Genomic DNA, 25,129 nt, shown 5'->3' on the forward strand with positions numbered 1-25,129 from the left:
TGTTTTAAATATTAAACCTGAGAGTCCGTAGGTGAGAGTTTCCAAGTTTTAGAAACTTGGAAAGTCTTTTTAACCTAAAATCCGCCGCGGCTTTCCACAAATGCCATCACTTCTGAATTAGTCGGCATGAAGTTCGCGCATCCTTCCCTAGTTACGATAATTGCTCCGCATGCATTACCCATTCTTACACTCTTATAAAGATCCCAATCATTCAATAAACCGTAAGAAAATCCTGCACAAAAGGCATCTCCTGCTCCCAAAACATTTAAAACATCAACCGGAAAGCCAGGAACTTTCACTTCCACTTTTCCGGGCTGAAAAATTGAAGCACCATCTTTGCCCCGTTTTACAACCAGCGTCTCTACCCCTGACTTCATAATTTCATTAATTGCATTGTCTATATTTCCCCTGATTTCAGGCGCTGAGATCTGCTGATGTTTAATTAAAAGCTGCTCTTTATCAGTCAGGTATGTGGCGAGAATCTCTTCTTCGGTGCCTACTACAATACTGAAACTGCTCAGAGCCGCACGAAGGGTCACACCAAATGAACGCGGGTCATCCCATTGGTCGGCCCGGAAGTCGATATCCAAAAGTGCTGTGACATTGTTTTTTTTAGCAAGTTCCAAAGCATAAAACATGGCGGTACGGCTCGGGTCTTTACTAAACGCCGTTCCGGAAAAAGCGGCAGCTTTAAAATCAGCAAAAGGAATGGCTGTAACATGATCCAGATTCAGGTTAATATCCGCACAATTTTCACGATAATAAACCAGTGGAAATTTGTCCGGTGGTTCAATGCCCAGAACAACCGCTGAGCTTCTGGTTCCTTCAATCGTCGGTACCCATTCTGTTAAAATCCCTTCCTGATCCAGGAAATGTTTGATAAAATTTCCGACCTGATCGTTTCCGATTCCGGTCAGAATTGCCGTTGTCAGTCCTAGCCGCTGAGCGCCCGTTGCAATGTTTAGCGGACAGCCACCGACAAAGGCATTAAAAGATGAAATTTTCTCGAAGGGGCTTCCAACATTCGCTGAATATAGATCGATAGACGAGCGGCCCAGGGTCAGCAGATCATATTTTTTGCTCATATTTTATTGGTGCCAAAAACGGTCAGAACGCTGTTTAGCGGGCTGAACGTTAATTTTTTTTTGATTTTAAGTTTTTTAAGTGCTGGATTTTTGGTGAATGCTTAGGATTCAGCCCGTATAAAAATACGTTCAGACTCCATGGGATCAGACTCCATTCATTACTGCGGTAACGATTGGTAACCTGGTATCTTTACCTTTCCAGGAATTGTAAATCCATTCATGATCAGGATCGGATGTAGCAGCCAGTGACTGATCGCTTCCTGCAAGAAAATTGAGATAGTAAACATTGTACCCATGCCCGGCCACTACCGGATGGTATCCTCTTGGAATCAGAATAGCATCATTGTTTTTTGCACGAACGATTTCATCCAGTGAGCGGTCATCGGTGTAGACCTGCTGGATAGCGTAACCCTGCGGTTTGTCTATTTTGTAAAAATAAATTTCTTCAAGATTTGCTTCCAATACTTTGCCGTCAGCATCCACCTTGCGCTCGTCATGTTTGTGGGCAGGGAACGAACTCCAGTTTCCGGAAGGGGTATACACTTCTACGCAAACAATTTTATGACAATCATAACCCGGTTCCAGCAAACTATTTATCTGGCGGTTTGCGTTGTCGCCTCCGCGGTATTCAATGGCTGCGTCTTCCGGCCGTTTCATACTTGGAGCGTGGTCTTCGTCAGTAGCAACCCAACAGATAGCGATGTCTGTATTTTCAGACTGGGCTGTTAACACAAAATCAGTGTTACGGGAAAGATACATGGCATGACCGATGCCGCTGAAAACATCCTTACGGCCATTTTTGGTTTCCCATATCTGACCTTTTGCTTCCACTTTGAAGTTTCCGCCCAACAGCACGATACAATATTCGTATTCACCGGTATGCCTGCTTATTTGTTCATTCAGATCCAGTATTTTCGCTTCGAAGTTCAGATATGTCCATCCGGCTTTTTCACTGGTTAAATGGTGGTAGATTTTTTCGTCTGCAGGCCTGATCAGTAAATCACTCATTGTGGTATTTTCAATTACATTTGTACAATAATAGTGTGGTATTAATGAAGTACAAAATATAAATATGTCTATATCCAATGCAAACGTTTGAAAAAATTTATAAAATAAAATTGTTAATATCCTACTAATGAATTCGTCCCGTCCGGTTACCATTAAAGACATTGCAAAACGTTTCCGTTGTTCACCTTCCACGGTTTCGAGGGCCTTAAATGACCATCCGGCCATTAATGAAGACACCCGGAAAAACATACAGGAATATGCCCGTGAGGTAGGATATCAGCGAAATGAAGTGTCGCTGAGCCTGCTGAATAAAAAGACTGCGACGCTCGGTGTTGTTGTGCCAAACATCAGTAACTATTACGAAACTGCCGTTATCGAAGGTCTTCACAATGTGTTGCAGCCGATGGGATACACGCTGAATATTTGCGTAACCAATGAAAGCTACATTTTAGAGAAAGAATATTTATCCAAACTACTTTCCAACAGGGCAGAAGGTATTTTTCTTTCTGTTTCTCAGGAAACTTATGATTCAGGTTATTACGAGCATTTGGAGCAGGTTATTCAGCGTAAAACACCCCTGATATTTATTGACCGCGAGTACGAAGATTTTGAAACAAGCCGGGCAACTGTTGACGATTACCACGGTGCTTTCGCTGCCGTAGAGCATTTGATCAACATGGGTTACAAACAAATCGCGCATTTAAAAGGACCCAACGGCCTGACCGTTTCAGAACAGCGTTTCAACGGATACAAAGACTGCCTGATCAAAAACGGTATGCCTGTCCGCGACGAGCTGATTATCAATACGAACTTTAAGGTAGAAAGCGCCATTTTACCTACAAAACGGCTGCTGGAAATGGACACGCCGCCGGATGCTATTTTTGGAGTGAACGATCAGGTAGCAATTGGTGCGATGCGGGTGGTAAAGGACAAAGGCTTGCGCATTCCTCAGGATATCGGGTTGGTAGGTTTTGATAATTCACCTATTTCCGCTTATACTTTTCCTTCCTTGACTACCGTAAGCCGTCCCGGGAGAAAGATCGGAATGGAAGCTTCCCGATTGTTTTTGAGTCAGTTAAATGCCTCCGGGGATTTTTCCCATGAAAGTATCGTGCTTCCTTCAGAGTTGATTATCAGGGAATCATCTTTGCGGATTTAATTTTTATGAGAATTGTTTAATTACTTATACAGCAGCCATGACAGAAGAAACAAATCAGCCCTACCCAAAATCGTATTTGGAAATCGACGAAGCTACAAAGGTATCCGGTTTTACGATGGCGTCAGATGTATGGACCTGCTCTTTACTTCGAACACTTGCGGCTTCAAAACCGGGTGGCAGGTTTCTTGAACTGGGTACAGGGACGGGGCTTTCCACATCATGGATACTTGACGGAATGGACGATGAATCAACGTTGATTTCCATCGATTTCGATCCCAGATTCCTGGAAATAGCGAAGCGGTTTTTAAGCAATGACAAACGCCTTTCTTTGTTAGAAGCCGATGGCGCTGATTGGTTTGAAGCAAATAAGGACGAAAAATTCGATTACATTTTCGCAGATACCTGGCATGGCAAGTATTTGCTTTTGGATGAGGCGATCAAAATGCTGAACAAAGGCGGCCTGTACGTCATAGACGATATGCTTCCCCAACCAAACTGGCCGGAAGGTCATCAGGAGAAAGCAGTTCAGCTTATTTTAGATTTAGAAAACAGGAAGGATCTGGTTTTGATAAAACAGGTTTGGGCAACGGGGATTGTGGTTGGTGTGAAGAGGTAAATGCCTGATATATTGTTTTAGCACTATTCAACAGGGAAATTATTAAAATTAACTTTACAGGAATTCGTTGAAAGAAAGTTAGGGAATAATGGCTTAATGAGGTTATACAGTTTATTGATTTAAAGGATTAAATTTGTCTGATACAATTTTTAAATTCAAAATAAATTTCATGATTATGAGCGAATTAATTATTGAAAATAAAAAGTATGTGGTTGTTCCTGAGGAGGATTTTCAGTTATTACAAAAAAAAGCTGCTCTGAAATGGAAGCCGGAAAGAACTTTTACAGTGTCCGAAGCGCGTGCGTATAGCAGTAAGCGAATTTCAGAATGGGCTTCAGAAAAGTAATTATTCGCGAATCAGTTGCTGATAGTATCGCAGATATTGCCTGGTTTATCGAATCAAAAGGATTGTTGCAAACTGCCCATAAATTTTCTGATGAGGTTTATGATTTCCTGGACAAACTATCCGAATCGCGTAAAATCTACCGCACTTGCAGAGAACCAGAGAGAGCTCTGTTGGGATTCAAATGCATTGTATATAAGAAAAAATATACCATAGTATTCCTGGAATCGAATGAAGAAATAATTGTTTGTGAGTTTATACCTTCCAAATTGGTATACTGGTAAACAGAAAATACTGTCGTTTCACTTAATATCTCTGGCAGATTGAAGGGCGTGTATTCTTCCCAACCAAACTGGCCGGAAGGTCATCAGGAGAAAGCAGTTCAGCTTATTTTAGATTTAGAAAACAGGAAGGATCTGGTTTTGACAAAACAGGTGTGGGCAACGGGATTGTGGTTGGTGCTAAGCACCAGACAGAAAAAAAATAAATCGCATCACATGAAAAATTTTACGAGCATAATTGCTTTGTCTGTTTTGTTATTATGTTTTGCTAAGACTACCATTGCCTGTGGTTGTGTCGGTACCAATCGAATCTAAAATCTAAATTTCAGTAATTTAATCTCCGCTTATTGAATTTATTTCTAGTTTTAAGCATTTATTCTACCTCTATCTTAAAACTATTACATTGATCCCTTCCTTAAAATTTATAAAATTACTTTTACAGTTCGTGTTAGCTTATCTTTTACTTGCTCACGATGCTCTTGCAACTCCTTCTGTTGGCATTAAGCCCGTTCCGTCCTGGATTGTACCGGTTACTCCAGGCGGCAAACCGCCGTCAGTCAAAGACTTCTCGGATGGATATTATTTCTCCTTCATCGATACTCAGGTTCATTTAGAGAAAAAGACAACCTATCAGCATATCATACGGCAAATCGCTTCTGAGACGGGTGTTCAAAATGGTTCGGAAATTTCTGTTGTTTTTGATCCTTCATATGAGCATATCGATTTTCACAAAATCCTGGTCTGGCGTGAGGGGAAGATCATTTCAATAATGAAAGCCTCCGATTTTAAGCTAATTCCGGTGGAAACTGATCGCCAGCGATTTATTTATAATGGATCTTACTCTGCATCAGTGGTGTTAAACGATATTAGGAAAGGCGACAAAATCGAATACGCTTATTCAATAACGGGATGGAACTCTGTTTTTCAAAACAAGTATTCCAACATTCTGGATTTCGGTGTTTACGATTATGTGGCACACAAACATTACGCGGTAGTTGCTGAAAAAAGCCGGAAGCTTTACATTAAAGAATTTAATAAACCTCCCAAAAAAACAATCCGAAAAGAGAACAAATCTTCTATTTATGAATGGGATCTGAAAGACATAAAGAATATTAAGTATCAGGATTATGTCCCTTCGTGGTTTGATAATCAGCCAAGGATACAACTGACAGAATACAAAAATTGGGATGAAGTTGTAAAATGGGGTTTAGAATTTTATCGGATACCTGAACTGTCAGGTACTTTAAAGCTTCAAATACAGGAATTGAAAAAGAAGGCAAATGGTAACCGTAATGCCTACATAGAGCTGGCCAGCAGATTTGTACAGGATGAAATCAGATATTTGGGTATTGAAACCGGTGAAAATTCACATCGGCCGCAGAGTCCGGATGATGTTTTCAGACAGCGATATGGTGATTGCAAAGACAAAGCCTTTTTGCTATGCGCTTTACTGAAGGCAAATGGAATTGATAGTGATCCGCTGTTAGTGGATACAAACAAAAGGTCGCACGTATCGGATTACCTGCCGTCGCCGGCAGATTTTAACCATGTAGTCGTCCGGGTCCGGATGGCGGATGAAGATAAAAAAATGAAGGGAGAAAAGGCATTTATTTTTATTGATGCAACTTACTCGATGCAGGGAGGAACCGCCTCAATGTTACACTTTCCGGCTTATGGTACAGGTTTGCTGTTAAGGGAAGGGCAGGATGATCTTATTCCTATTCCTTTGCAAAATTCAGGTTACTTAACTGTTGAGGAGGAATTTAATGTTCCGGAGAGTACTGCGGCGGACGCAACTGGTTCGCTTGTTACAAAAACCATATATTTTGAAGGAGAAGCTGACGATTTTCGTTCCCAGTTCCAGCAAGGTAAGGTTTCCGAACTGGAAGAAACTTACCTGGATTATTACAGGACCAATCATAAGCATGCGGAATGGGAAATGGCAGATTCGCTTGAATATTATGATCAGCGGGAAGCGAATAATTTTTCGTTAATTGAACGTTATGCCATGAAAAATCCCTGGCAGTATGACAGCACCCGTCAGAAATACTATTTTTCGGTATTCAGTAAGCTTTTGTACGATCAGGTGATCAGTTTGCCAAACAAGCCTCGTACTGATCCAATGTTTCTTAAATTTCCATATCATCTGTTATATACCATCAAGATACTTATGCCTGGCTTTTGGACCGTTGATGAAGATGAATGGAAGGTAAAACGGGAAGCTTATGAGATTAGTTTTAAATCAGAATTTGATAAAGAAGCAAATGCCTGGATGCTGAACTATGAATACAAGACGCTGCGGGACCACATCACTCCGGAAGAAAGTGACTTATATAAAAAGGACATCGCAAAACTACTGGATAATCTGGATCACGAGCTGACAAAACCTGCGTCTGCCGGAAATGGAGAGAATTCAAAAGATCTTTCTTCGATGATTTTAGGTGGAGTGGGATTTTTTGTTGGTTTAAGTTTTATGCTGGGTTTCTTTGGGATTGTTGTCTTTTTTTCAATTAAGCTGGTTCAAAAACTGGCTTCCAGATTTGATTGAAATTGGTTTAGTTTTTGTTTCATCGCCAATGATAGAAATAATAAACCGGCAAAATATGGCTGGAAGACGAATTTGTCCTATTGTTTAAAACAGAAAGAGAGACCGTCCTTTTAGGAAAGTCTCTTTTTCTGTCCTGATTTGTATTACTCTAATTCCTGGGTATGCCATTATTATCTGTTGGCCTTACCATCGTGGCCTTGTCCTCACCGAAGCAATAAAATAGATTATAAAAGAATGAAGTCATATAAGAAACTGTTTTTTGGAGCTCTTTGTCAGAATCCGAACAATTCAGGTTCCTATCCCACAAGCCCCGCGTATCAGAATAAAAATAAACATACCAGGCGACTTCTGTTTCTTTGGTTCCGGATGCGACTATCCAACTGCCATCGGTAGCGTGAATATTGTCCACGAACCGATTTGATACTTCTTTTGGAAGATTGCCGTCGGACCAGGTGCTGTCGACCAACCCTTTGCCGTTAACTCTGAATTTAAACATTGCCCAGGATGGCTTACAATCAGGGGTTTTCGCACCCACACCGACTGACAGCCGGTCATTTAAACTTCTGCCAGGTGCATCCCGAAATCGAAAATTTTCCGGTTTAATGTTTGAGTTATCTCTAACGTATGATTTGTGCGGCGGGAGTCGCTCATGCCAGGGTGCGAGTAACAATCCTATGTTTCTGGCAGCCTTTTCACCAGCCGATTCCTGAGCAAATGCGCTCGCTGTAAATAGCAAAAGCGCCGAAATAAGTATTTTCTTAATTTGTACAGTGCATCTCATGTGATATAGTCGATCTTGTCTTATGTTTCCAGATATAATATTAAAATAAAATTTTATATATAAGTAAATTTAATACATATAGTTAGATTTGATGACAGTTAGCTGAAGCTTTGGTTTAATTTCACTAATTCTTTAAAACAAGAAATCCCACCGGCAACAGCCGGCAGGATTTCTTTCTCAACTAATCTTAAACTCAATAACTGTCATTTTGCTTCATATAACCCGGTAGGTTAGAGGCTCCGTCGATTGCAGTTTGCGGAATCGGGAAGATCCTTTTCTTTACGTCAGCGTTGGTTTTTTCTGTCCATTTACCTTCGTATTTTCCAAAACGGATCATGTCTGTTCTGCGAAGCATTTCCCAGTAAAATTCAAATCCTCTTTCACGGAACAATAAATCCAGGGACATGGATGTCAGCGCAGGAGGGGGCAGGGTAACTGTACGGGAAGCTCTCACCAGGTTTACATCCGCAAGCGCACCAGCTGCATCATTGCTTTTACGAAGTTTTGCTTCTGCGCGCATCATATAAATATCAGCAAGACGAAGTATTACAATGTCCGCTTCACCTCTGTTACGACCTGTGTTCGAAGAACTGCTGAATTCGTATTTTTCAACACGGTAACCTGAATTATAGTTACTTCCTGCCGTTGTAAAATCGATCTTTTCCGTAAAATCAACCATCAAATCGGCTTTGTTTCTGGTAACGTAGCCAAGTTTTCCAACTTTTAGCTTTCCATCAGGGCATCTTACGAAAGCACCGTTCACACGAAGTGCACCATATTGCTGGCCGCGCAGAATTCCACGGTTTATTTTGTAGCTGGCATCGGTGATACAGGTATCGGCCTTGTTGGAATAGATAGACATATTTTCCTGATAGAACCTCGGATCACGTTTAGGATCCACCGCTCCGTAAGCCTGCACCCACGACTGATAGAAATCAGAAGTAATACCCGGCCCGTCGGTTCCGTTCGCCGCCGGAAATGCTGCCAAGGGGAACTGGTCACCAGAGATTGAAAAGTATGCCATACGGTTGTGACCGTTCAGTTCTGGCCGCTGGTCTACTGCAAAAATCAGTTCTTCGTTGGTGTGGTTATTATTTCCAAAAATCGCAAAATAATCAGCAGAAAGCTTAGCCTGACCTGATGCGATTACCTTGTCGCTGTACTGTATAACTTTATCCATTTCAGCAGCGCTGAAATCAAACGTTGCGCCGTAGATGTTGCGGTATACCGGTGCATTCAGATAAAGGCGCGCCAAAAGTCCCCAGACAGCTGCCTGATTTATTCTGCCCGGCCCAACAGTAGCTTTGGATTGTACCAATGGCTCAACAGCCAAAAGCTCACTTTCGATGTACTTCACCGCTTCATCACCTCTTATGATCTGCGATGTAGTACCTGCATCCTCTTTCAAAAACGCAATTCCAAACATGTCAAGCGCGATCAGATTGTAGTAAGCTCTCATCCCTCTGGCTTCGGCAAGATACAACGCTGCACTTGGGTTTGTAGAGTTTTTAAAGCTTGTGATTGCTGTAATAGATCTGGAAATTGACTGCACAAGGGTATTCCATGTACTCGCGACGTTAGGGTCTGTGCTGGTGGTATTGTGCGCGTGCAAAGCCAGGTAAATTCCATTATCCCCCCAGTCTGTACCTCCGCGGTAAGGCAAAATCGCTTCATCTGTTGAGATTTCCTGCAAGGCAAAATAGGTCGTATGCTGAAATAAGTTTGGCAATAAAGCATAAACAGGAGCAAGCAGACCGTTGGCTTCATCTTCATCTGTGAGTTTCGCACTTAAACTTTCGTCGAGTACTTTTTCCTTCAGATCTGTACAGGCATTACTCAGGAATAAAATTCCTGCAATGGTAAATATGAGAGATAATTTGTTTTTCATCATTTATAAATTAAAAGCCGAGATTAACGCTAAAAATGACTGTTTTAGCTTTTGGATAACTTAAATAATCGATACCATAAGAAGTGATACCATTTACAGAACGGTCGTTGTTTACTTCAGGATCATAGCCATTGTATTTGGTAAACAGAAGTAAATTCTGGCCGGTTACCGACACACGCGCTGTCTGAATCCATTTGTGAATTCCCAGTTTTGTTGTATTCAGGTTATATCCAAGTACAAGGTTATTTAATCTCAGATACGCGCCGTCTTTAAGATATCTGGTTGAAACGGGAGCAGAGTTATTGATAGATTCCTCTGCATTTGCAATGGCTTCCGGTGTTACGTTTACGCCTTTTGACAATTTCAGTTTGTAAAAATTTGAATTGGCTGTGTTATCATAAACCTTGTTACCTGCAACTCCATTAAAATTAGCAGTCAGGTCGAAACCTTTGAAACCAATGTTACCACTGAAATTGTACATTCTTGTTGGAAGCGCGGATCCTGCCGCTATCCTGTCTTTATCTGTGATGATGCCGTCTCCGTCCACATCTCTGAATTTACTGATTCCCTTTTCATCAAATCCGATGAATTCTTTCAGGAAAAACGTTCCGATCGGCTCATTGTTGATATAACCGTTGATCGTTGCAGAAGTAAGACCTGAGCCCTGCGCAGCACCCGATGGAATAACCGAATAAGGAGAATTTTTAACCGTATTTTTGATGAAAGTCATGTTACCACCAATCGAGTATCTCAATCCGTTTTCCAGTGATTTTCTGTAATTCAGATCAAGCTCAACACCCTGATTGACAATCCGCATGTCGGGAACATTTGTCCAGAAAGTACCAGCCGGCTGAACCGGGTCGGCTGGAATTACTTCCAGAAGTATCTTTTCCGAGGTTTTGCTGAAATAATCAATTTCCCCGCTCAGTGCACCTTTAAATAAAGCAAAGTCTAAACCGATATCGGTTTGTGAAGAAACTTCCCATTGAATATCAGGATTTGCCAGCCTGGTGTAGGTTGTTCCAGCAGGATAAGTTGTTGAGCTGTTTAAAGGATAACTGGTTGTTCCTGAAACCGCAGATGTAAACCTTGCCAAAGTAATCTTGGAAGGAATTTCCTGGTTACCTGTTCTTCCCCAGCCTGCACGAAGTTTCAGATCAGAAAACGGTGACGACTTCATAAATGCTTCTTCTGATATTCTCCATCCCAAAGAGAAGGAAGGAAACGAACCATATTTGTTGTTAGCTCCGAATTTTGACGAACCATCGACACGTAAAGTGGCCGTCATCAAATACTTATCCTTGAAGCTGTAATTTACTCTTGAAAAGAACGACTGAAGTTCATTGATAGTGGCATATCCGCCCGGCTGGTTTAGTACCAATGTCAGATCCTGCCCCAAACCGGGATTGTAAATTGGTTCGATGTCAGAAATCGGAAATTTGTTGATGCTGAAATTACGTCCCTGAAGGAAAATCTTTTGGTAAGAATGACCCGCAAGTGCTGAGAAGCTATGGTCTTTTTTGTTGAAATTATAGGTTAAATAATTTTCAATCAGACTGTTGGTATTTTTTACATTGTACGTATCCAATCGTCCGATTTGATAGGGAACTGTATTAGGAAGTGACTGTAAATCACGGGTCGATGTAGAGTTATCAATCCCGAAATTTAGCTTATAAACCAAACCTTTCAGGATTTGTACCGATGGTGATATACTTGCCAGCACACGGTTTGTACTGACCATATCCTTATTCAGTCTCAGCGGAATCAAAGGGTTGGTTCCATCCTGATATTGAAAGGGTTCACCTTTTGCATCATAAGCTGCATAAGTTGGATTAGCTGTAATGGCACCACCGATCATTGCCTGCACATCCGGACGCTGATTCTTGGTGTTGGTGGCATTCAGGTTTACATCCAGTGTAACGCGGTCGTTCAGCAGTTTTTGAGAAAGGTTAATTCTTCCTGTATAACGATCCTGCTGACTGCTTTTTATAATTCCTTGTTGTCTTTGCAAACCAAATGAGCCATAATAAGTCATTTTGTCTGTACCACCACCGATTGAAACGTTGTGATTATGAGTGGTTGCACGACGGGAAATTTCTTTTTGCCAGTCGGTATCCGAGCCGCCATTTACAACCGTGCTGCCTAACTTAGCCGCCTCGGCTATAAACTCAGGACCGGACAATACATCCAAAGGTCTTGCCATTTTCGATAAACCGAGACTTCCGGAGTAAGTTACACTCGCCTGGCCCGACTTTCCTTTTTTTGTTGTAATCAAAATAACCCCGTTTGCACCTCTTGCACCATAGATAGCAGTCGCAGAAGCATCTTTTAACACGTCCATGGATTCAATATCCTGTGGGTTTAAAAAGTTAAGCGGGTTGGTGTCACCGCCTGTTCCGCTGTTGTCAAGCGCCATACCGTCCACAACAAAAAGAGGGGTACTTCCTGTACGCACACCACCTGGACCCCGAACGGTGATACTTGTTTTCCCGCCTGGTTCACCCGTTGCGGAAGTTACGTTCACGCCGGATACCTTTCCCTGAAGGAGTTGTTCGGGAGAGTTGATGATACCGGTGTTAAACTCGCCGCTTTTTAAAGATTTTACAGAACCGGTGATGTCCTTTTTTACAGAACTTCCATAACCTACCACGACAACTTCACCCAGATTGGAAGCCGATTCTGTCATTTTCACAACCAGAGAGTTGCTGTTTGATTCGGTTAGCAAAAAATCATTTACAGCTTGTTTGTCAAAACCGATGTAACTGAATTGTATATTGTACCGGGTGCCGGTCTGAAGTTTTGTAAAAGTAAAAGTTCCGTTTGCGTCTGTTGTTGATCCTTGTTTATTTCCGCCGTCGGTGGTGCTGATTAAAACCGTTACACCAGGCAGGCCTCCGGTCGTTCCTTCGGTTACTACTTTACCCGTTAAAGTGATTTCCTGAAGTAGTACGGCTGGTGGTATTTTTTTCGGTTCCAGGGCACCGGCAAATGTAGTTGAACACAGCCCGCAGAGTACGGTAAACTGCAATAAACCACTTCGCAACACCCGTTTATTGAGAGGAGAAGTCGAGGTTTTTTTCATAGACTCTAATTGATTAGTAAATATTTATTGGTGATTTAACAAGCTGTTTAGCTTTGATAGGTTATAAAGTGACCACAATTTAGTAATTGTATTATTGATATAAATAATGTAAAATACTGAATGGGGTATGCAAACGTTTGTAATTTTTTAAAAGAATGAAATTTATTTTTATCAGAAGAAAAAATGATATGAAAACAGGTATTAATCACTTGTTTTATAACTATTGGAAAATATTCTTGTACGATTTGTGTATATTTAACACAATTTTATTTAGATACATTTGGTTATTTTGAAACAAAGTGCGAAGTAACCTTCTTATTATTATCCCAACATGAAGCCTGTTTTATCTTTGTGTTAATTTGTGGGCGTTATGAAAGACCGGAATTGCAGATAAACGAAAAAAGGCCATTCGAAAATGGCCTTTGAAACAAGTAATTGAGCTGTATCTAAACGTCCTGCCGTAATACTTCCAACGGTGGTTTTGATAAAATTCCCCGGCTGTTGATCAGGCCGATTAAAACAGTCAATAAAGAAACAAAGAAAAAAACAACGGCCACAGGCCAGATTTCCGGCTTGAATTCTGCTTCAAAACTGAATTTAGCCAGTGACCAGCTTCCTGCAACGGCAAGGATAATTCCCGTAAGGGATGCCAGTGAACCCAGGAAAAAATATTCCAGAGCAGTTATGGTGAAAATTTGCTTACGGCTTGCTCCCAATGTCCTGAGCAGAACGCTCTCCTGCAAACGCTGATATTTGCTGATAAGCACGGAGGCGATCAAAACGATGATGCCGGTAAGAATACTGAAACCAGCCATAAACCGGATCACAAATCCGATCTTATTAAAAATATCATCCAGCACGCGAAGTACCAGCGCGAGGTCTATAATGGAAATATTAGGAAACTGCCGGACGATTGATTGCTGAAATTTAGCAGATGCCTCCGGATTAGGAACATGGGTTAACATCACATGAAACTGCGGCGCTTCTTCCAGCACACCTTTTGGGAAAACAACTAGAAAATTGGTTTGCACCTCGCCCCAGTTCACCTCCCGCAAGCTGGCTACAACCGTCGACATCATCGTTCCCTGCACATTGAAGACCATCGTATCACCAAGTTTCACCCGGCTACGGTCAGCAAAGCCTTGCTCAAGGGATATTGGTATCAAACTTCCGTCATTCTTGTAAATACCTTCCCATTTTCCTTTTGTTATTTTTTCTGAGGAAGTGATTGAGTCACGAAAAGTAACCCGGTATTCCCTTCCAAAAATCCTGGCTGATTGTTCGTCAGTGGTATCTTTTTTAAAATCCGAAGGTCCGCGGCCGTTGACTTCTTCCAAACGCATGTTTACAATAGAAACACTCTGATTAACCGGAACATGCTGTTCTTTGGCCAAAGCGAGCACTGCTTCTTTCTGGTTTGACTGAATATCAAAAAGGACTATGTTGGGCTGGTTACCACTGGTAGATAAATTTACCCTGGTTAACAAAATGCCCTGAGTGAACAGGAGCGTACAAATAAGCGCCGTGCCCAAACCTATTGAAACGATCAGAATGGCTGTCTGGTTATTTGGCCGGTATAAATTGGCAAGTCCCTGTCGCCAGAGATAACTCCATGACGTCGGGAAAAATTTACGCGTCAGCCACATCAGCAGGGATGCCATCGCGAACAATACCAGAAACGCACCTAAAATACTGACGGTAAAAACCAAAGCCTCGATCCAGGTACGCATCTGCAGAAAGGAAAAACCAAAAATAAACAGTACGATCAGCGCATATAAAAGCCAGGTCACAGGATCTCTTTCAATGGTTGCACTTTCTCCGGAAGCCCGCAGCACGTTAAGGGGTGAGACTTTGCGGATCGATAAAAGTGGTGGCAGCGAAAATAGAATCGAAATTAATGTTCCAATCGCCAGTCCCTGACCGATTGCCAGCCAGGAAACATCAGTCGTTAATGTAAAGGGAAGAAAATCTTTGATCACAACCGGTAAAAATTGCTGAATTGCAGTCCCAAGGATTGCTCCCAGAACCGAACCGATAATTCCTATCCCAACGATCTGAATCAGATATATCAAAAATGCTTGCGACGCTTTAACCCCAAGACATCGAAGGATAGCGATTAAATTGATCTTTTCCTTTATATATATGTGAATGGCACTGGCAACACCGATACATCCTAAAAGCAAGGCCACAAATCCTACCAATGCAAGAAATCGCGTCAGGTCCTTAAATGACCGGCCCGTATCCTCCTTCTGACTTTGGACAGTTCTGTAATCTAGGTCGGCAGCTTCAAAGCGTTTTTCAAGGTTTTTAACCAGAGACTCAACATTAGTTTTTGGAGCGTATTTAATATAGTATCTGTAAGCGATCCGGCTGCCTTTTTGCATCAAACCGGTTTGGTTGAGATAACGCATCGGAATATACACCGAAGGCGCAACTGTACTGGTAAGTCCCGTTTGTCCGGGCGCTTTTTGCAATATACCGGCTATGGCAAAAGTTACTTCTCCGATTTTTATGGAGTCGCCTACTTTTGCCTGGTATTGCAGCATGAGTGTCTGGTCAACAAGCGCTTCTTTTTTATTGCGGAAAGTCTTACCAGCTGTAACCGGAATAGTTTCCAGCTCCCCGTAATAAGGAAAGTTACCTTCCAGCGCTTTCACCTGAGCAAGACGGTTTCCTCCGCCTTTTGGAAAAAGAATCATGGAAGCGAAACTTCGTTCTTCTGATCTTTCTACGCCAAGCGAATCAACAAGGTCTTTCACCTTACCTTCAACAGCTTTGTTACCCGAAAGAGCCAGATCTGCACCGATTAAAGTTGCAGCCTGATCGTCAATATTTTGTCTTAAATTATCGCCCAGAGAATAGATGGCAACCAGCGCCGCAATACCGAGAATAATTGAAGAAATAAAAAGAAAGAGCCGTGAACGGTTTTTTCTGCTGTCCCGCCAGGCCATTTTCAGCAGCCATGGAAAATTAAAACCCTCAGTATTCATTAGGCAAGAATGTTTTTTAATTGAAAAAAAGCAAGCCGGATAACTTCGGCAACTTACAATGCAGAGACCTGTAACCCGGTAGGTGCGTCTGAAATGATCTTGCCTCCTTTAATCCTGATAATACGCTGTGTTTTGGCAGCCAGATCCAGATCGTGAGTTACAACAACCAGTGTTGTGCCGGCCTCCTTATTGAGATCAAAAAGAAGTTTAACAACCTTTTCGCTCGTCTCAGCATCCAGATTTCCGGTTGGTTCATCTGCGAAGAGAATCTTTGGTTTATTTGAAAAAGCACGCGCCAGGGATACCCGTTGCTGTTCACCTCCGCTAAGCTGAGTAGGATAATGATGGCTCCTTTCGGCAAGCCCCACTTTATCAAGCAGGTCCAGCGCTCTGGGTTTTATATTTCTCTCTCCGCGCAGTTCTAATGGCACCATTACATTTTCTAACGCCGTTAGAGTAGGCATTAACTGAAAGTTTTGGAATATAAAGCCGATGTATTGATTTCTTACCGCAGCCAGCTGATCTTCACTTAAACCATTTAGTTTGGTGCCGTGTAGTTCCACCAGCCCCGAACTTGCTCGGTCCAATCCTGCACATAAGCCAAGCAGCGTTGTCTTTCCACTTCCGGAAGGACCAACAATTGCAAGTGTTGAACCGGTATCAATTGAAAAATTTATATTATCTAAAACTGTTAGCGAGCGGCTTCCGCTTTGGTAAATTTTGCCTACCTGGTTGAGGTTTAGTATGGTCTCCATCAATGACTTATTCTTTTAGGTTTTATGCGGTGCTAAGCTTGGGCAACTGCAAATAAAATATTTTGGTTCTTTTGACGTCTTCGTTCTACATAAATTTAGTTTGAACGGCGCTAAAAGATAAATGAGCGGCGGATGTCCGCAAATCATGATTAAACCGTATTTTTAGAATTCGTTTAAAGCTGTCATCAATTAACATGCCCGTTTTTCAATTTCAATCCGTTTTTATGAGATTTATAAATTCGTTTTTGTCCGTTTGCTTATTTTTCACTTTTCTCATTTCATGTAATTCTGACAAGAAAGAAAACGCCTCGGAAACAAAAGATGCAACCGGTACAGTCGCCAAAGTTACAGCGGCGCAAAAGAAAACAATCGTTTTTTTCGGAAACAGCCTGACAGCCGGATATGGACTGGATGATCCGTCGCTGGCTTTTTCTGGTTTAATTCAAAAAAAGATAGATTCGCTGGGACTGGCATACAAAGTGGTAAACGCTGGTGTAAGTGGTGAGACTACCTCCGGAGGCAATAGTCGTATCGACTGGCTTTTGAAGCAGCCATTGGATATTTTTGTTTTGGAACTGGGTGGGAATGACGGTCTTCGTGGTATTCCGGTTTCGGAAACAAAGAAAAATCTTCAGGCGATCCTCGATAAGGTGAAAGCCAAATACCCCGATGCACAGCTTGTGCTGGCCGGAATGCAGATTCCGCCAAATATGGGTAAACAATATGCCAATGAATTTAAAGCGGTTTACAAAGAACTTGCTGATAAAAACAATATCAAACTGATTCCGTTTCTGCTTGAAGGGGTAGGTGGGGAATCCAAACTCAACCAGGCAGACGGGATACATCCAACCGCCGAAGGTCACAGGATTTTAGCAGATAACGTCTGGAAGATAATTGAAGAACTTCTGTAGAAAAACATGTTCTGTTGTTTGAGTGTTGTAACAATCATCCGCAGCGATGACAATCAAACAACTAAACATTCAAACAAAGCAACATTAACAAGTTCATTTCGGTTTAATCAATTCCCAAAGTTCCATTTTAGCTTTTAAGATTTCGTCTTTTGATACGTAGCTGTCAAAGGTGTCCATATGTAATCCGTCAAGTTTTTTGAGGGAAACGACCCTTTTCAGATAGTCTTTGTCTGTAAACGGATCCAGCCAGCGATCGGAGTTTTTTTCCTGAAAAAATAATAAATATCCCCAATTAGACTGGTTTTCATGCACATAAAGCCAAACTGAAATCTTTATCCGCGTGCCGTCTTTTCGTTTGTATATCTTTTCGTGAGTCATGACAGGAGAGTGCTGCTATTTTTTTGTTTCAGAAAGAATAAAATTACTTATAGTGCTGTGTAAATAATTTAGATGGTAAAATTTTCATTTCCATGAAGTTGTCTGCCACCCAGATTATTCCATGAAGTAATAATTTCAATACGGTCTTCGACTGTTTTTGGGGTAAATGAAATGATGATCCCGCCTTCCTTAATTTTTGCGTCGTAGATATCGGCGTGCTCTTTTGACATTCCGGATCCAACCAGTGCGCCGATTAACCCTCCTGCGAAACCGCCGGCTCCTGCGCCTGCAAGTCCGGCCAGCAAAGGACCTGCAACAGCGATTCCCAACGGTGGTATAAGCACGGCTGTTCCTAAAGCGGCGACAGCTCCCAAAACTGCGCCGGTTGTTCCGCCAATAGCTGATCCGACACCTGCTTTTTCCATGGTTTTGTTTTCAGTATGTCCTTCTTCTTTATCCAGTTTACCATGTACAGGATGCTGTTCATCAGAGAAAAGTACGTTTATTTCTTCCTGTTTGTATCCCCGGTATATCAGCTCATCGTAAGCTTTTTCAGCAACAGGTCTACTGTCAAAAGATGCATTTACATGGGTTGGGTACACATATTCATCCACATTTTCCATAATTACGTTCAGTTTGTCGGTAGGTTTATTTCTGGTGTATAAGAATTATGCCGGCTTAAAATCTTTCTTTGTCAAAAGAAAGGTACCATACAAAAACTCCGGTCTTCATTGCTGAAAACCGGAGCTGTTATATTTTAAATCAATGTTAGACGACCCTGTCTCCTCTGATCACACGCAGAATAATTGCTACAACAGCAATAACCAAAAGAATGTGAATGATGTTACCCATTCCAAAGCTTGCGAATCCAAAATAGCCGATCAGCCAAAGAATGACAAGGATTACAGCTATTGTATAAAGAAGATTTCCCATTGTGTTGAAAATTTAATTAGTAAGATGATATGTTAAATTAATCTTATCCAATTTGGGTGCCAGCAGGGTTTTACTGAATTTAAGACGCCATATTTCCCCGTATTGTACAGAAGTTGAGTCTCGCTTCTTTTGTTACACCATTAAGTTGTAGAAATTTTATCTCAAACACGACCGTAAATAAATAAATTGACATGATGACTGATGCCGCTTTACCGCCTTGAAAGCCAATATTTTGGTGTTTTAAAAGAATAATATCAGAGTAAATGTGCTGGTTGAGTAACTTTGAACATCAATAAATACAGTGATCTCTATTTTGAAAATGAAAAAATCTCTTTTATCTGCTTTTTTATTCTTCGTTACTCTCTCGCTTCAAGCTGCCATTGTCGACACGGTTGAAACTTACAGTGCTTCAATGAAAATGAAAATTAAGGCGGTTGTCATCAGGCCAGATAATTACGAATCACAAAGTCCGATGCCGGTGGTATATCTGCTCCACGGTTACAGCGATAGTTACAATGGATGGATTAAAAAGGCGAATGGGTTTCAAAAAGCAGCCGATTTATACAATATGATCATTGTTTGTCCCGACGGGGGATTCAGCAGCTGGTATTGGGATAGTCCTGTCGATGATAATTTTAAATATGAAACCTACGTTTCGTCGGAACTCGTAAGCTTTGTTGACAGTAAATACAAAACAATAAAGGACAGAAAAGGCAGGGCCATCACAGGGCTGAGTATGGGCGGTCATGGAGCATTGTACCTCGCATTTAAACATCAGGATGTTTTTGGAGCTGCCGGCAGCATGAGCGGCGGTGTTGATATTCGTCCGTTTCCCAACAACTGGAATATGGCCAAAAGACTGGGTAAATATTCCGAAGAGCCCGACCGCTGGGAAAAAAACACGGTGATAAATCTTCTTCACCTGCTGACACCCAATTCTATTTCTCTTATCATTGATTGCGGAACAGAGGATTTCTTTTTTAAGGTAAATGAAAACCTGCATCAGGAATTACTCTACCGGAACATTCCTCACGATTATCTTACCAGACCCGGCGGGCACAACTGGCCTTACTGGACCAATGCTGTGCAGTTCCAGCTCTTATTCATGAACAACTTTTTTGCAAAAGCCAGATAATTTTTGCTTTCCTGATTTGGACGTACTGTGACATTTATCACCTGTCTTTCTAACACAGATCAATATTTTTCTTGCTGCTGTAGTCTAGTTTTGGATCTTAAAATTTATTGCTTACTGCAAAGTTATGATCCAGGAAAATACAGCACATACATTCCACATTCCGGTTTTAGGACTGGGTTACTCCGTTGACACACCCATTAAAGTCGCTCCCTTTGGTATTTCTTCTGTCGCTTCCATAGTGGATGATGAGATGATCGAAAGAATGCGCAGATTCCATACGGTTGCAAACGGTGAAATATTCACGCCCATTTATTCAGTGGAACCGGATTTCAGAAGCAGGCGTATTACCGCTTACCTGAATCTGATGGATAGAATCATCGGTAGACATTTTGATATTTTAAGGAACGAGCCATTTGAAAGGGGAAACGAAATCACACGTTATTTTGACCTTTTGCCCGATTCCTCAGCATTGAAAAAGCGCTACATGGAAATGCTTGCTTCATCAGATGTTGTGGCAAAAAGACAAATGCAGGAAGAATTACGGCTTGGGATGAGAAAGGGAGCAATTGATGTTAATATTATGTCCAAAGTGGACAAGTTGAATGTTGACAACAATGGTGAACTTTTGGAAGATCAATATTCGGATGCATCGGCTGCGCTTCGTGGATTTGCAAACAGCACACTCAATTCTTCCCTGGTGTTATCGGCGGGAATGAACCCGAGACTCTACAATTACCTCGAACATTTCCGGGATTTTTATCCCGACGAGAATGGTAATTTTTCGAAAATGATCATTTTGAAGGTTAGTGACTTTCGCTCAGCATTTATCCAGGCAAAGTTTCTTGCAAAAAAAGGAATCTGGGTATCGGAGTTCAGAATTGAGTCGGGGCTTAATTGCGGGGGCCACGCATTCGCAACTGAGGGTTATCTGCTTGGGCCGATACTGGAAGAATTTAAAGCCAGAAAGCAGGAAATGCTTACAGACCTTTATACTTTGTACCAAGCTGCTTTGGCAACAAAAGAGCTGGCAATTGATAAGGTTCCGGCTGTGAAAATTACCGTTCAGGGTGGAATTGGTACCGCAGAGGAAGATCGGTTTTTATTGGAACACTATGAAGTTGATGCAACCGGATGGGGAAGCCCGTTTTTGCTTGTTCCGGAGGTGACCAATGTGGATGAGGAAACTTTAAAGGATTTAACGCAGGCGAAAAGCGAGGACTATTATGTTAGTAACTCTTCTCCGCTTGGTGTTCTGTTTAATAACTTCAGAAGGAGCAGTGCTGAAAAACAGCGTCTGGAACGAATTGAGAAGGGCAGGCCGGGTAGTCCGTGTAAGAAAAAATATCTTGTTTCAAACACCGAATTTACAACCGAGCCAATTTGTACTGCTTCCCGTCAGTATCAGAATCTAAAAATCAAACAGCTGCAAGCCCTACATCCACGCCCGCTTGATTTTGAGGAGCAAATGAATTCCATTACAGAAAAACTTTGCCTTTGTGAAGGATTGAGTACATCGGCACTACTTAAAAATCATCTGCTGTCGCCGAGAGAAAATAAAGCTGTTTCCATTTGTCCCGGACCAAACCTGGCCTGGTTTTCAAAAGTGTATTCTTTGGACGAAATGGTAAAGCATATTTACGGGAAGGTCAACCTGCTAGATTCCGTAAACAGGCCAAATATGTTTATCAATGAGTTAAACCTGTATATTGAATACTATAAAAAGGGTATCGAACAGCAAGCCACACAGCTGAACGACAAAAAGAAAAAATATTTTCAAAAGTTTAAAGATCAGTTACTTCTGGGTCTTGATTACTACAAAGAGCTTGTCCCTAAACTAACCAGTCAAACGGTGGTATACCGGCAGGAAATGAGTAATCAGCTTCAGGAAATAGAGCAATGGCTCAAAATAGAAAACGAGCTGGTTATCAGTTAGCCGGACTATTTCTTAATGAACCTTAACTTCTTAATGTTGATTTAAAACCATTAAGGGATTAAGGTACATTAAGTTTTATTCAGTTGCTGAAGGAAGATGTATGAGATAAGCAATGTGATCATTGCTTCGTTTAAAATTTTTGCAATAAATAATCTGCGGGGATATTGTTTTCTGCTCTGAATGAGCCACTTCCCATTCAATTGAAACTTTTTAATCAGTCTGCAAAGATTGGGACAAAAAACTTTGATTGGAATCAGTATTTAAATTTCTCTAATTTACATTTGCAAAAATAGAACATACCATACATTTACTTTTATTATTCAGCTAAATGAGTAACTTTTCCCCTGTCGGTAACGCACCTGAACCGGCCCGTTTTACGGATAAAAAATACCTGATTACGCTTATCTTCGTCACTTCACTTTTTATGTTCTGGGGCATTGCCATCACCATGGGTGATGTTTTGAACAAACACTTTCAGCACGTTCTAAGCCTGACTAAAACACAATCCGCTTTCGTGCAATTTGCGATTTTTGGGGCATATGGTGTGATGGGAATCCCCGCGGGACTCTTTATGAAGCGGTTTGGATACAAAAATGGTGTACTTTTTGGCCTTACTCTTTTTGCATTGGGATCATTTTTGTTCGTTCCGGCTGCTGCTGCTGCATCATTTCCCTTTTTTGGTGGTGCTTTGTTTATCCTGGGATGTGGAATTTCAACGCTGGAAACGGTAGCGCATCCCTTTGTGGCTTCATTAGGTGATCAGCGGACAAGCGATCTTCGTATTAACTTCGCGCAGGCCTTTAATGCGCTGGGTACGATTATCGGACCGGCTGTGGGTTCTTATTTTCTTTTGCGAACCAATGTTCCGGGAAGTACGGATCTTACCTCGGTAAAAACGTTGTACATCGTGATTGGCAGTGTGATTGCCACGATTGCTATACTATTCTCCTTTGTGAAAGTTCCTGCACTAACTGATCCTCATACTGTATCAGATACCGAAGCGACCAACGTTGATGTTGCACCCGGAAAAACTCTTTTTCAGCATAAACATTTTGTTTGGGCAGTTATTGCGCAGTTTTTTAATGTAGCTGCGCAGGCGGGTACATGGGCCTTCTTTATCAATTATGGCCACGAGAAAATGGGCTTTACTGATTTGGTTGCAGGAAATTATATGATCCTGTTTTTTGTCCTGATGCTAACCGGACGATTTGTAGGTACTTTCCTGATGCGTTACATTGCACCGCATTCACTCCTGGCAATTTTCGCAGCCTGCAATATTCTGATGTGTCTGATTATAGCGCAAAGCTGGGGCTGGCCATCGTTTATAGCTCTATTGATGTTGAACTTCTTTTTCAGTATCATGTTCCCGACGATCTTCAGTCTAGGTTTAAAGAATCTGGGATCACACACACAACAGGCTTCTTCATTTATCTCAATGGGCGTTGTTGGGGGTGCTTTTTTCCCTTTTGCAATGGGTGCAGTAGCAGAGCATGACGTGGCAATGGCTTATTATTTGCCAATCATTTGTTATACCGTTATCTTCCTTTTTGGGTACAAATTTTATAAAGTGCGGTAAGAGAGTTAAAATCAAACCGTATAAAACTATTAATAATCAAACATAACGAAAGCTGATTGCCGATAGCCGATTCATATGAAACTCTGGGGAATAGATTTAGGAGGCACCAAGATAGAATGTGCCGTTTTGGATTCAAATAATAATTTAGAAGTAGTGGTTCGTATGCGTATTGCAACTGAATCAGCGAAGGGATATGAACACATTTTATCACAGATCAAAAAATTGATTGATCTGGTCGCCGAGCAGGTGGGAGAGCGGCCGGCTAAAATTGGTTTTGCTACGCCGGGCGTACTCGAGCCTGATTCGCAGCTAATGAAAAATTCCAATACGATCTGTCTGAACGGGAAGCCGATGAAAAAAGATCTGGAAGAAATACTGGGAATACCTGTGCAGCTTGCCAACGATGCCAATTGTTTTGCCCTTGCCGAAACATTGATAGGTGCCGGAAAAGATTATCCGAGAGCAGAAGTTGTTTTTGGCGTGATTATGGGGACAGGCGTAGGCGGTGGTCTGGTCGTGAACAATAAAATAATCGGCGGCCATCATGGAATTGGCGGAGAATGGGGACATAATATACTTGAAGAGAACGGTGACTCCTGTTATTGCGGTAAGGCTGGTTGTGTCGAGCAGGTAATTGCCGGTCCGGCTTTGGAACGTCATTACGAAAAGATCAGCGGAGTAAAATTATCATTGAAGGAAATTCTTGAAGAATATCACAGCGGTAAAAATGAGTTTGCCACTGCAACAATAGAACGTTTGCTGGAATTTTATGGCAGAGCTATTTCAACGCTAATCAACGTTTTAGATCCCGGTCTGATCGTTATTGGCGGAGGTGTTGGAAACATCGATCTTTTATATACCGCAGGCTACGACAAAATTAAGAAGTATATTTTCAACAAAGGCGTAGTTACTACCCCGATTGTTAAACCAAAACTTGGTGATAGCGCGGGTGTATTCGGAGCTGCTTTGTTGTAGATTTTAATTAAAATTCTTGAACCCGGATCTTTGCTATTTTGCGAAGTTCCGGGTTATTTTTTTGTGAAGTTATTAGTGCAGCCATCATATACGTAGCATCACTGCCTAATTTTGTTTACCTTGACTTTATGGTAATAGTCCCATTCAATTCAATCTAAACAAAGTGATTTATGAAAAAGGTATTTTTAATTATCCAGTTTGTCGCTGTTTCGTTTGGCGTTATGGCACAGTCGGTTTGGCAAAATGATAAAGCGCACTCGCAGCTCAAATTTGACATTACACACTTAGGCGTATCTACCGTTAGTGGCGCATTTACTGATTTTGATGCAACGATTACAGCCTCCAAACCTGATTTTAGTGATGCCTCTTTTGAGCTGACCGCCAAAACTGCCTCTATCAATACGGGTGTGGAAAAAAGAAATGATCACCTTAAATCGGCTGACTTTTTTGATGCGACGGCCATTCCCGAACTTACATTTAAAAGTACAGAGCTCAAAAGTGCAGGTAAGGACAAATATCAACTGACAGGAAATCTTACTTTGCATGGCGTAACCAAACCTGTGACAATGGAGCTTTGGTACCGTGGTACAATCACCAACCAAATGAGCAAAAAGCCTGTGGCCGGATTCAGGGCAACGGGTGTGATCAAACGTTCGGATTTTAACCTGGGTACAAAATTTGCTGTACCGATGCTCAGTGAAGAAGTAACCATCATAGCGGACGGAGAATTCGGTCCGAAGTAATTTAAAATA

Annotated in this window: 20 protein-coding genes; 10 read left to right on the forward strand and 10 right to left on the reverse strand. The window is 41.6% G+C overall.

The window, feature by feature from the left end; all coding sequences use genetic code 11:
- Positions 1-74: 74 nt before the first annotated feature.
- Together iolC and iolB are read right to left on the reverse strand one after the other, a co-directional pair.
- On the reverse strand, positions 75-1,085 hold the full coding sequence (gene iolC, locus E0F88_RS15405) for a 5-dehydro-2-deoxygluconokinase (protein ID WP_131959164.1): 1,011 nt from the start codon (positions 1,083-1,085) through the stop codon (positions 75-77).
- Positions 1,086-1,229: 144 nt separating this feature from the next.
- Positions 1,230-2,093: a 5-deoxy-glucuronate isomerase gene (iolB, locus tag E0F88_RS15410; protein WP_131959165.1), complete on the reverse strand. Its 864-nt coding sequence runs from the start codon at positions 2,091-2,093 to the stop codon at positions 1,230-1,232.
- Positions 2,094-2,220: 127 nt separating this feature from the next.
- Here iolB and E0F88_RS15415 point away from each other — a divergent pair, with 127 nt between their 5' ends.
- The 4 genes from E0F88_RS15415 (at position 2,221) to E0F88_RS15425 (ending at position 7,040) form a co-directional block, all read left to right on the forward strand.
- A complete protein-coding gene (locus E0F88_RS15415) occupies positions 2,221-3,252 on the forward strand; it encodes a LacI family DNA-binding transcriptional regulator (protein WP_131959166.1) in 1,032 nt (343 codons plus the stop codon).
- Positions 3,253-3,289: 37 nt separating this feature from the next.
- Entirely contained in the window at positions 3,290-3,868 is a 579-nt protein-coding gene (locus E0F88_RS15420) for an O-methyltransferase (RefSeq protein ID WP_131959167.1), read from the forward strand.
- 175 nt (positions 3,869-4,043) lie between these two features.
- Positions 4,044-4,214, forward strand: a complete 171-nt coding sequence (locus E0F88_RS33710) for a hypothetical protein (RefSeq protein WP_165940075.1) — start codon at positions 4,044-4,046, stop codon at positions 4,212-4,214.
- Between the two features lie 723 nt (positions 4,215-4,937).
- Positions 4,938-7,040 (forward strand): DUF3857 domain-containing transglutaminase family protein, encoded by a 2,103-nt coding sequence (locus E0F88_RS15425; protein ID WP_131959168.1) that lies wholly within the window; start codon positions 4,938-4,940, stop codon positions 7,038-7,040.
- Between the two features lie 148 nt (positions 7,041-7,188).
- Here E0F88_RS15425 and E0F88_RS15430 read toward each other — a convergent pair whose 3' ends face one another.
- The 5 genes from E0F88_RS15430 to E0F88_RS15450 all read right to left on the reverse strand — a co-directional run bounded on the left by E0F88_RS15430 (position 7,189) and on the right by E0F88_RS15450 (position 16,536).
- A complete protein-coding gene (locus E0F88_RS15430) occupies positions 7,189-7,821 on the reverse strand; it encodes a hypothetical protein (protein WP_131959169.1) in 633 nt (210 codons plus the stop codon).
- A 193-nt stretch (positions 7,822-8,014) separates the two neighbouring features.
- Positions 8,015-9,709, reverse strand: a complete 1,695-nt coding sequence (locus E0F88_RS15435) for a RagB/SusD family nutrient uptake outer membrane protein (RefSeq protein WP_131959472.1) — start codon at positions 9,707-9,709, stop codon at positions 8,015-8,017.
- Positions 9,710-9,719: 10 nt separating this feature from the next.
- Positions 9,720-12,791 (reverse strand): SusC/RagA family TonB-linked outer membrane protein, encoded by a 3,072-nt coding sequence (locus tag E0F88_RS15440; RefSeq protein WP_131959170.1) that lies wholly within the window; start codon positions 12,789-12,791, stop codon positions 9,720-9,722.
- Positions 12,792-13,237: 446 nt separating this feature from the next.
- Entirely contained in the window at positions 13,238-15,781 is a 2,544-nt protein-coding gene (locus E0F88_RS15445) for an ABC transporter permease (RefSeq protein WP_131959171.1), read from the reverse strand.
- A gap of 53 nt (positions 15,782-15,834) precedes the next feature.
- The gene (locus E0F88_RS15450; RefSeq protein WP_131959172.1) at positions 15,835-16,536 is read right to left on the reverse strand and encodes an ABC transporter ATP-binding protein; all 702 of its coding nucleotides are present in this window, start codon (positions 16,534-16,536) and stop codon (positions 15,835-15,837) included.
- Between the two features lie 224 nt (positions 16,537-16,760).
- On the opposite strand from E0F88_RS15450, the gene E0F88_RS15455 reads away from it, so the two are divergent.
- Positions 16,761-17,447 carry an arylesterase gene (locus E0F88_RS15455; protein WP_131959173.1) on the forward strand — a complete coding sequence of 229 codons (687 nt, stop codon included), beginning with the start codon at positions 16,761-16,763 and terminating at the stop codon, positions 17,445-17,447.
- A 93-nt stretch (positions 17,448-17,540) separates the two neighbouring features.
- On the opposite strand, the gene E0F88_RS15460 is transcribed toward E0F88_RS15455, so the two are convergent.
- From E0F88_RS15460 to E0F88_RS15470, 3 genes are all read right to left on the reverse strand, one after another.
- Positions 17,541-17,825, reverse strand: a complete 285-nt coding sequence (locus tag E0F88_RS15460; protein WP_131959174.1) for a hypothetical protein — start codon at positions 17,823-17,825, stop codon at positions 17,541-17,543.
- Positions 17,826-17,893: 68 nt separating this feature from the next.
- Positions 17,894-18,448, reverse strand: coding sequence for a hypothetical protein (locus E0F88_RS15465; RefSeq protein ID WP_131959175.1), 555 nt, complete (start codon positions 18,446-18,448; stop codon positions 17,894-17,896).
- Positions 18,449-18,593: 145 nt separating this feature from the next.
- On the reverse strand, positions 18,594-18,758 hold the full coding sequence (locus tag E0F88_RS15470) for a lmo0937 family membrane protein (RefSeq protein ID WP_131959176.1): 165 nt from the start codon (positions 18,756-18,758) through the stop codon (positions 18,594-18,596).
- Positions 18,759-19,077: 319 nt separating this feature from the next.
- Between E0F88_RS15470 and E0F88_RS15475 the strand changes: the two genes are divergently transcribed.
- From E0F88_RS15475 to E0F88_RS15495, 5 genes are all read left to right on the forward strand, one after another.
- A complete protein-coding gene (locus tag E0F88_RS15475; RefSeq protein ID WP_131959177.1) occupies positions 19,078-19,893 on the forward strand; it encodes an alpha/beta hydrolase in 816 nt (271 codons plus the stop codon).
- A gap of 124 nt (positions 19,894-20,017) precedes the next feature.
- Complete coding sequence (locus E0F88_RS15480; protein WP_131959178.1) at positions 20,018-21,826, forward strand: hypothetical protein; 1,809 nt, start codon at positions 20,018-20,020, stop codon at positions 21,824-21,826.
- Between the two features lie 328 nt (positions 21,827-22,154).
- Entirely contained in the window at positions 22,155-23,402 is a 1,248-nt protein-coding gene (fucP, locus tag E0F88_RS15485; RefSeq protein WP_131959179.1) for an L-fucose:H+ symporter permease, read from the forward strand.
- Positions 23,403-23,477: 75 nt separating this feature from the next.
- The gene (locus tag E0F88_RS15490) at positions 23,478-24,377 is read left to right on the forward strand and encodes an ROK family protein (protein ID WP_131959180.1); all 900 of its coding nucleotides are present in this window, start codon (positions 23,478-23,480) and stop codon (positions 24,375-24,377) included.
- Positions 24,378-24,547: 170 nt separating this feature from the next.
- Positions 24,548-25,120 carry a YceI family protein gene (locus E0F88_RS15495; protein ID WP_131959181.1) on the forward strand — a complete coding sequence of 191 codons (573 nt, stop codon included), beginning with the start codon at positions 24,548-24,550 and terminating at the stop codon, positions 25,118-25,120.
- Positions 25,121-25,129 lie beyond the last annotated feature (9 nt).

It is taken from the genome of Dyadobacter psychrotolerans, from assembly GCF_004349265.1.
In the GTDB taxonomy this organism is placed as follows: Bacteria; Bacteroidota; Bacteroidia; order Cytophagales; family Spirosomataceae; genus Dyadobacter; species Dyadobacter psychrotolerans.

What these genes read in the sequence shown, in the direction of transcription:
- iolC (WP_131959164.1), bottom strand. Translation starts at nt 1,085, where the DNA reads ATGAGCAAAAAATATGATCTGCTGACCCTGGGCCGCTCGTCTATCGAT.
- iolB (WP_131959165.1), bottom strand. Translation starts at nt 2,093, where the DNA reads ATGAGTGATTTACTGATCAGGCCTGCAGACGAAAAAATCTACCACCAT.
- E0F88_RS15415 (WP_131959166.1), top strand. Translation starts at nt 2,221, where the DNA reads ATGAATTCGTCCCGTCCGGTTACCATTAAAGACATTGCAAAACGTTTC.
- E0F88_RS15420 (WP_131959167.1), top strand. Translation starts at nt 3,290, where the DNA reads ATGACAGAAGAAACAAATCAGCCCTACCCAAAATCGTATTTGGAAATC.
- E0F88_RS33710 (WP_165940075.1), top strand. Translation starts at nt 4,044, where the DNA reads ATGAGCGAATTAATTATTGAAAATAAAAAGTATGTGGTTGTTCCTGAG.
- E0F88_RS15430 (WP_131959169.1), bottom strand. Translation starts at nt 7,821, where the DNA reads ATGAGATGCACTGTACAAATTAAGAAAATACTTATTTCGGCGCTTTTG.
- E0F88_RS15435 (WP_131959472.1), bottom strand. Translation starts at nt 9,709, where the DNA reads ATGAAAAACAAATTATCTCTCATATTTACCATTGCAGGAATTTTATTC.
- E0F88_RS15440 (WP_131959170.1), bottom strand. Translation starts at nt 12,791, where the DNA reads ATGAAAAAAACCTCGACTTCTCCTCTCAATAAACGGGTGTTGCGAAGT.
- E0F88_RS15445 (WP_131959171.1), bottom strand. Translation starts at nt 15,781, where the DNA reads ATGAATACTGAGGGTTTTAATTTTCCATGGCTGCTGAAAATGGCCTGG.
- E0F88_RS15450 (WP_131959172.1), bottom strand. Translation starts at nt 16,536, where the DNA reads ATGGAGACCATACTAAACCTCAACCAGGTAGGCAAAATTTACCAAAGC.
- E0F88_RS15455 (WP_131959173.1), top strand. Translation starts at nt 16,761, where the DNA reads ATGAGATTTATAAATTCGTTTTTGTCCGTTTGCTTATTTTTCACTTTT.
- E0F88_RS15460 (WP_131959174.1), bottom strand. Translation starts at nt 17,825, where the DNA reads ATGACTCACGAAAAGATATACAAACGAAAAGACGGCACGCGGATAAAG.
- E0F88_RS15465 (WP_131959175.1), bottom strand. Translation starts at nt 18,448, where the DNA reads ATGGAAAATGTGGATGAATATGTGTACCCAACCCATGTAAATGCATCT.
- E0F88_RS15470 (WP_131959176.1), bottom strand. Translation starts at nt 18,758, where the DNA reads ATGGGAAATCTTCTTTATACAATAGCTGTAATCCTTGTCATTCTTTGG.
- E0F88_RS15475 (WP_131959177.1), top strand. Translation starts at nt 19,078, where the DNA reads ATGAAAAAATCTCTTTTATCTGCTTTTTTATTCTTCGTTACTCTCTCG.
- E0F88_RS15480 (WP_131959178.1), top strand. Translation starts at nt 20,018, where the DNA reads ATGATCCAGGAAAATACAGCACATACATTCCACATTCCGGTTTTAGGA.
- fucP (WP_131959179.1), top strand. Translation starts at nt 22,155, where the DNA reads ATGAGTAACTTTTCCCCTGTCGGTAACGCACCTGAACCGGCCCGTTTT.
- E0F88_RS15490 (WP_131959180.1), top strand. Translation starts at nt 23,478, where the DNA reads ATGAAACTCTGGGGAATAGATTTAGGAGGCACCAAGATAGAATGTGCC.
- E0F88_RS15495 (WP_131959181.1), top strand. Translation starts at nt 24,548, where the DNA reads ATGAAAAAGGTATTTTTAATTATCCAGTTTGTCGCTGTTTCGTTTGGC.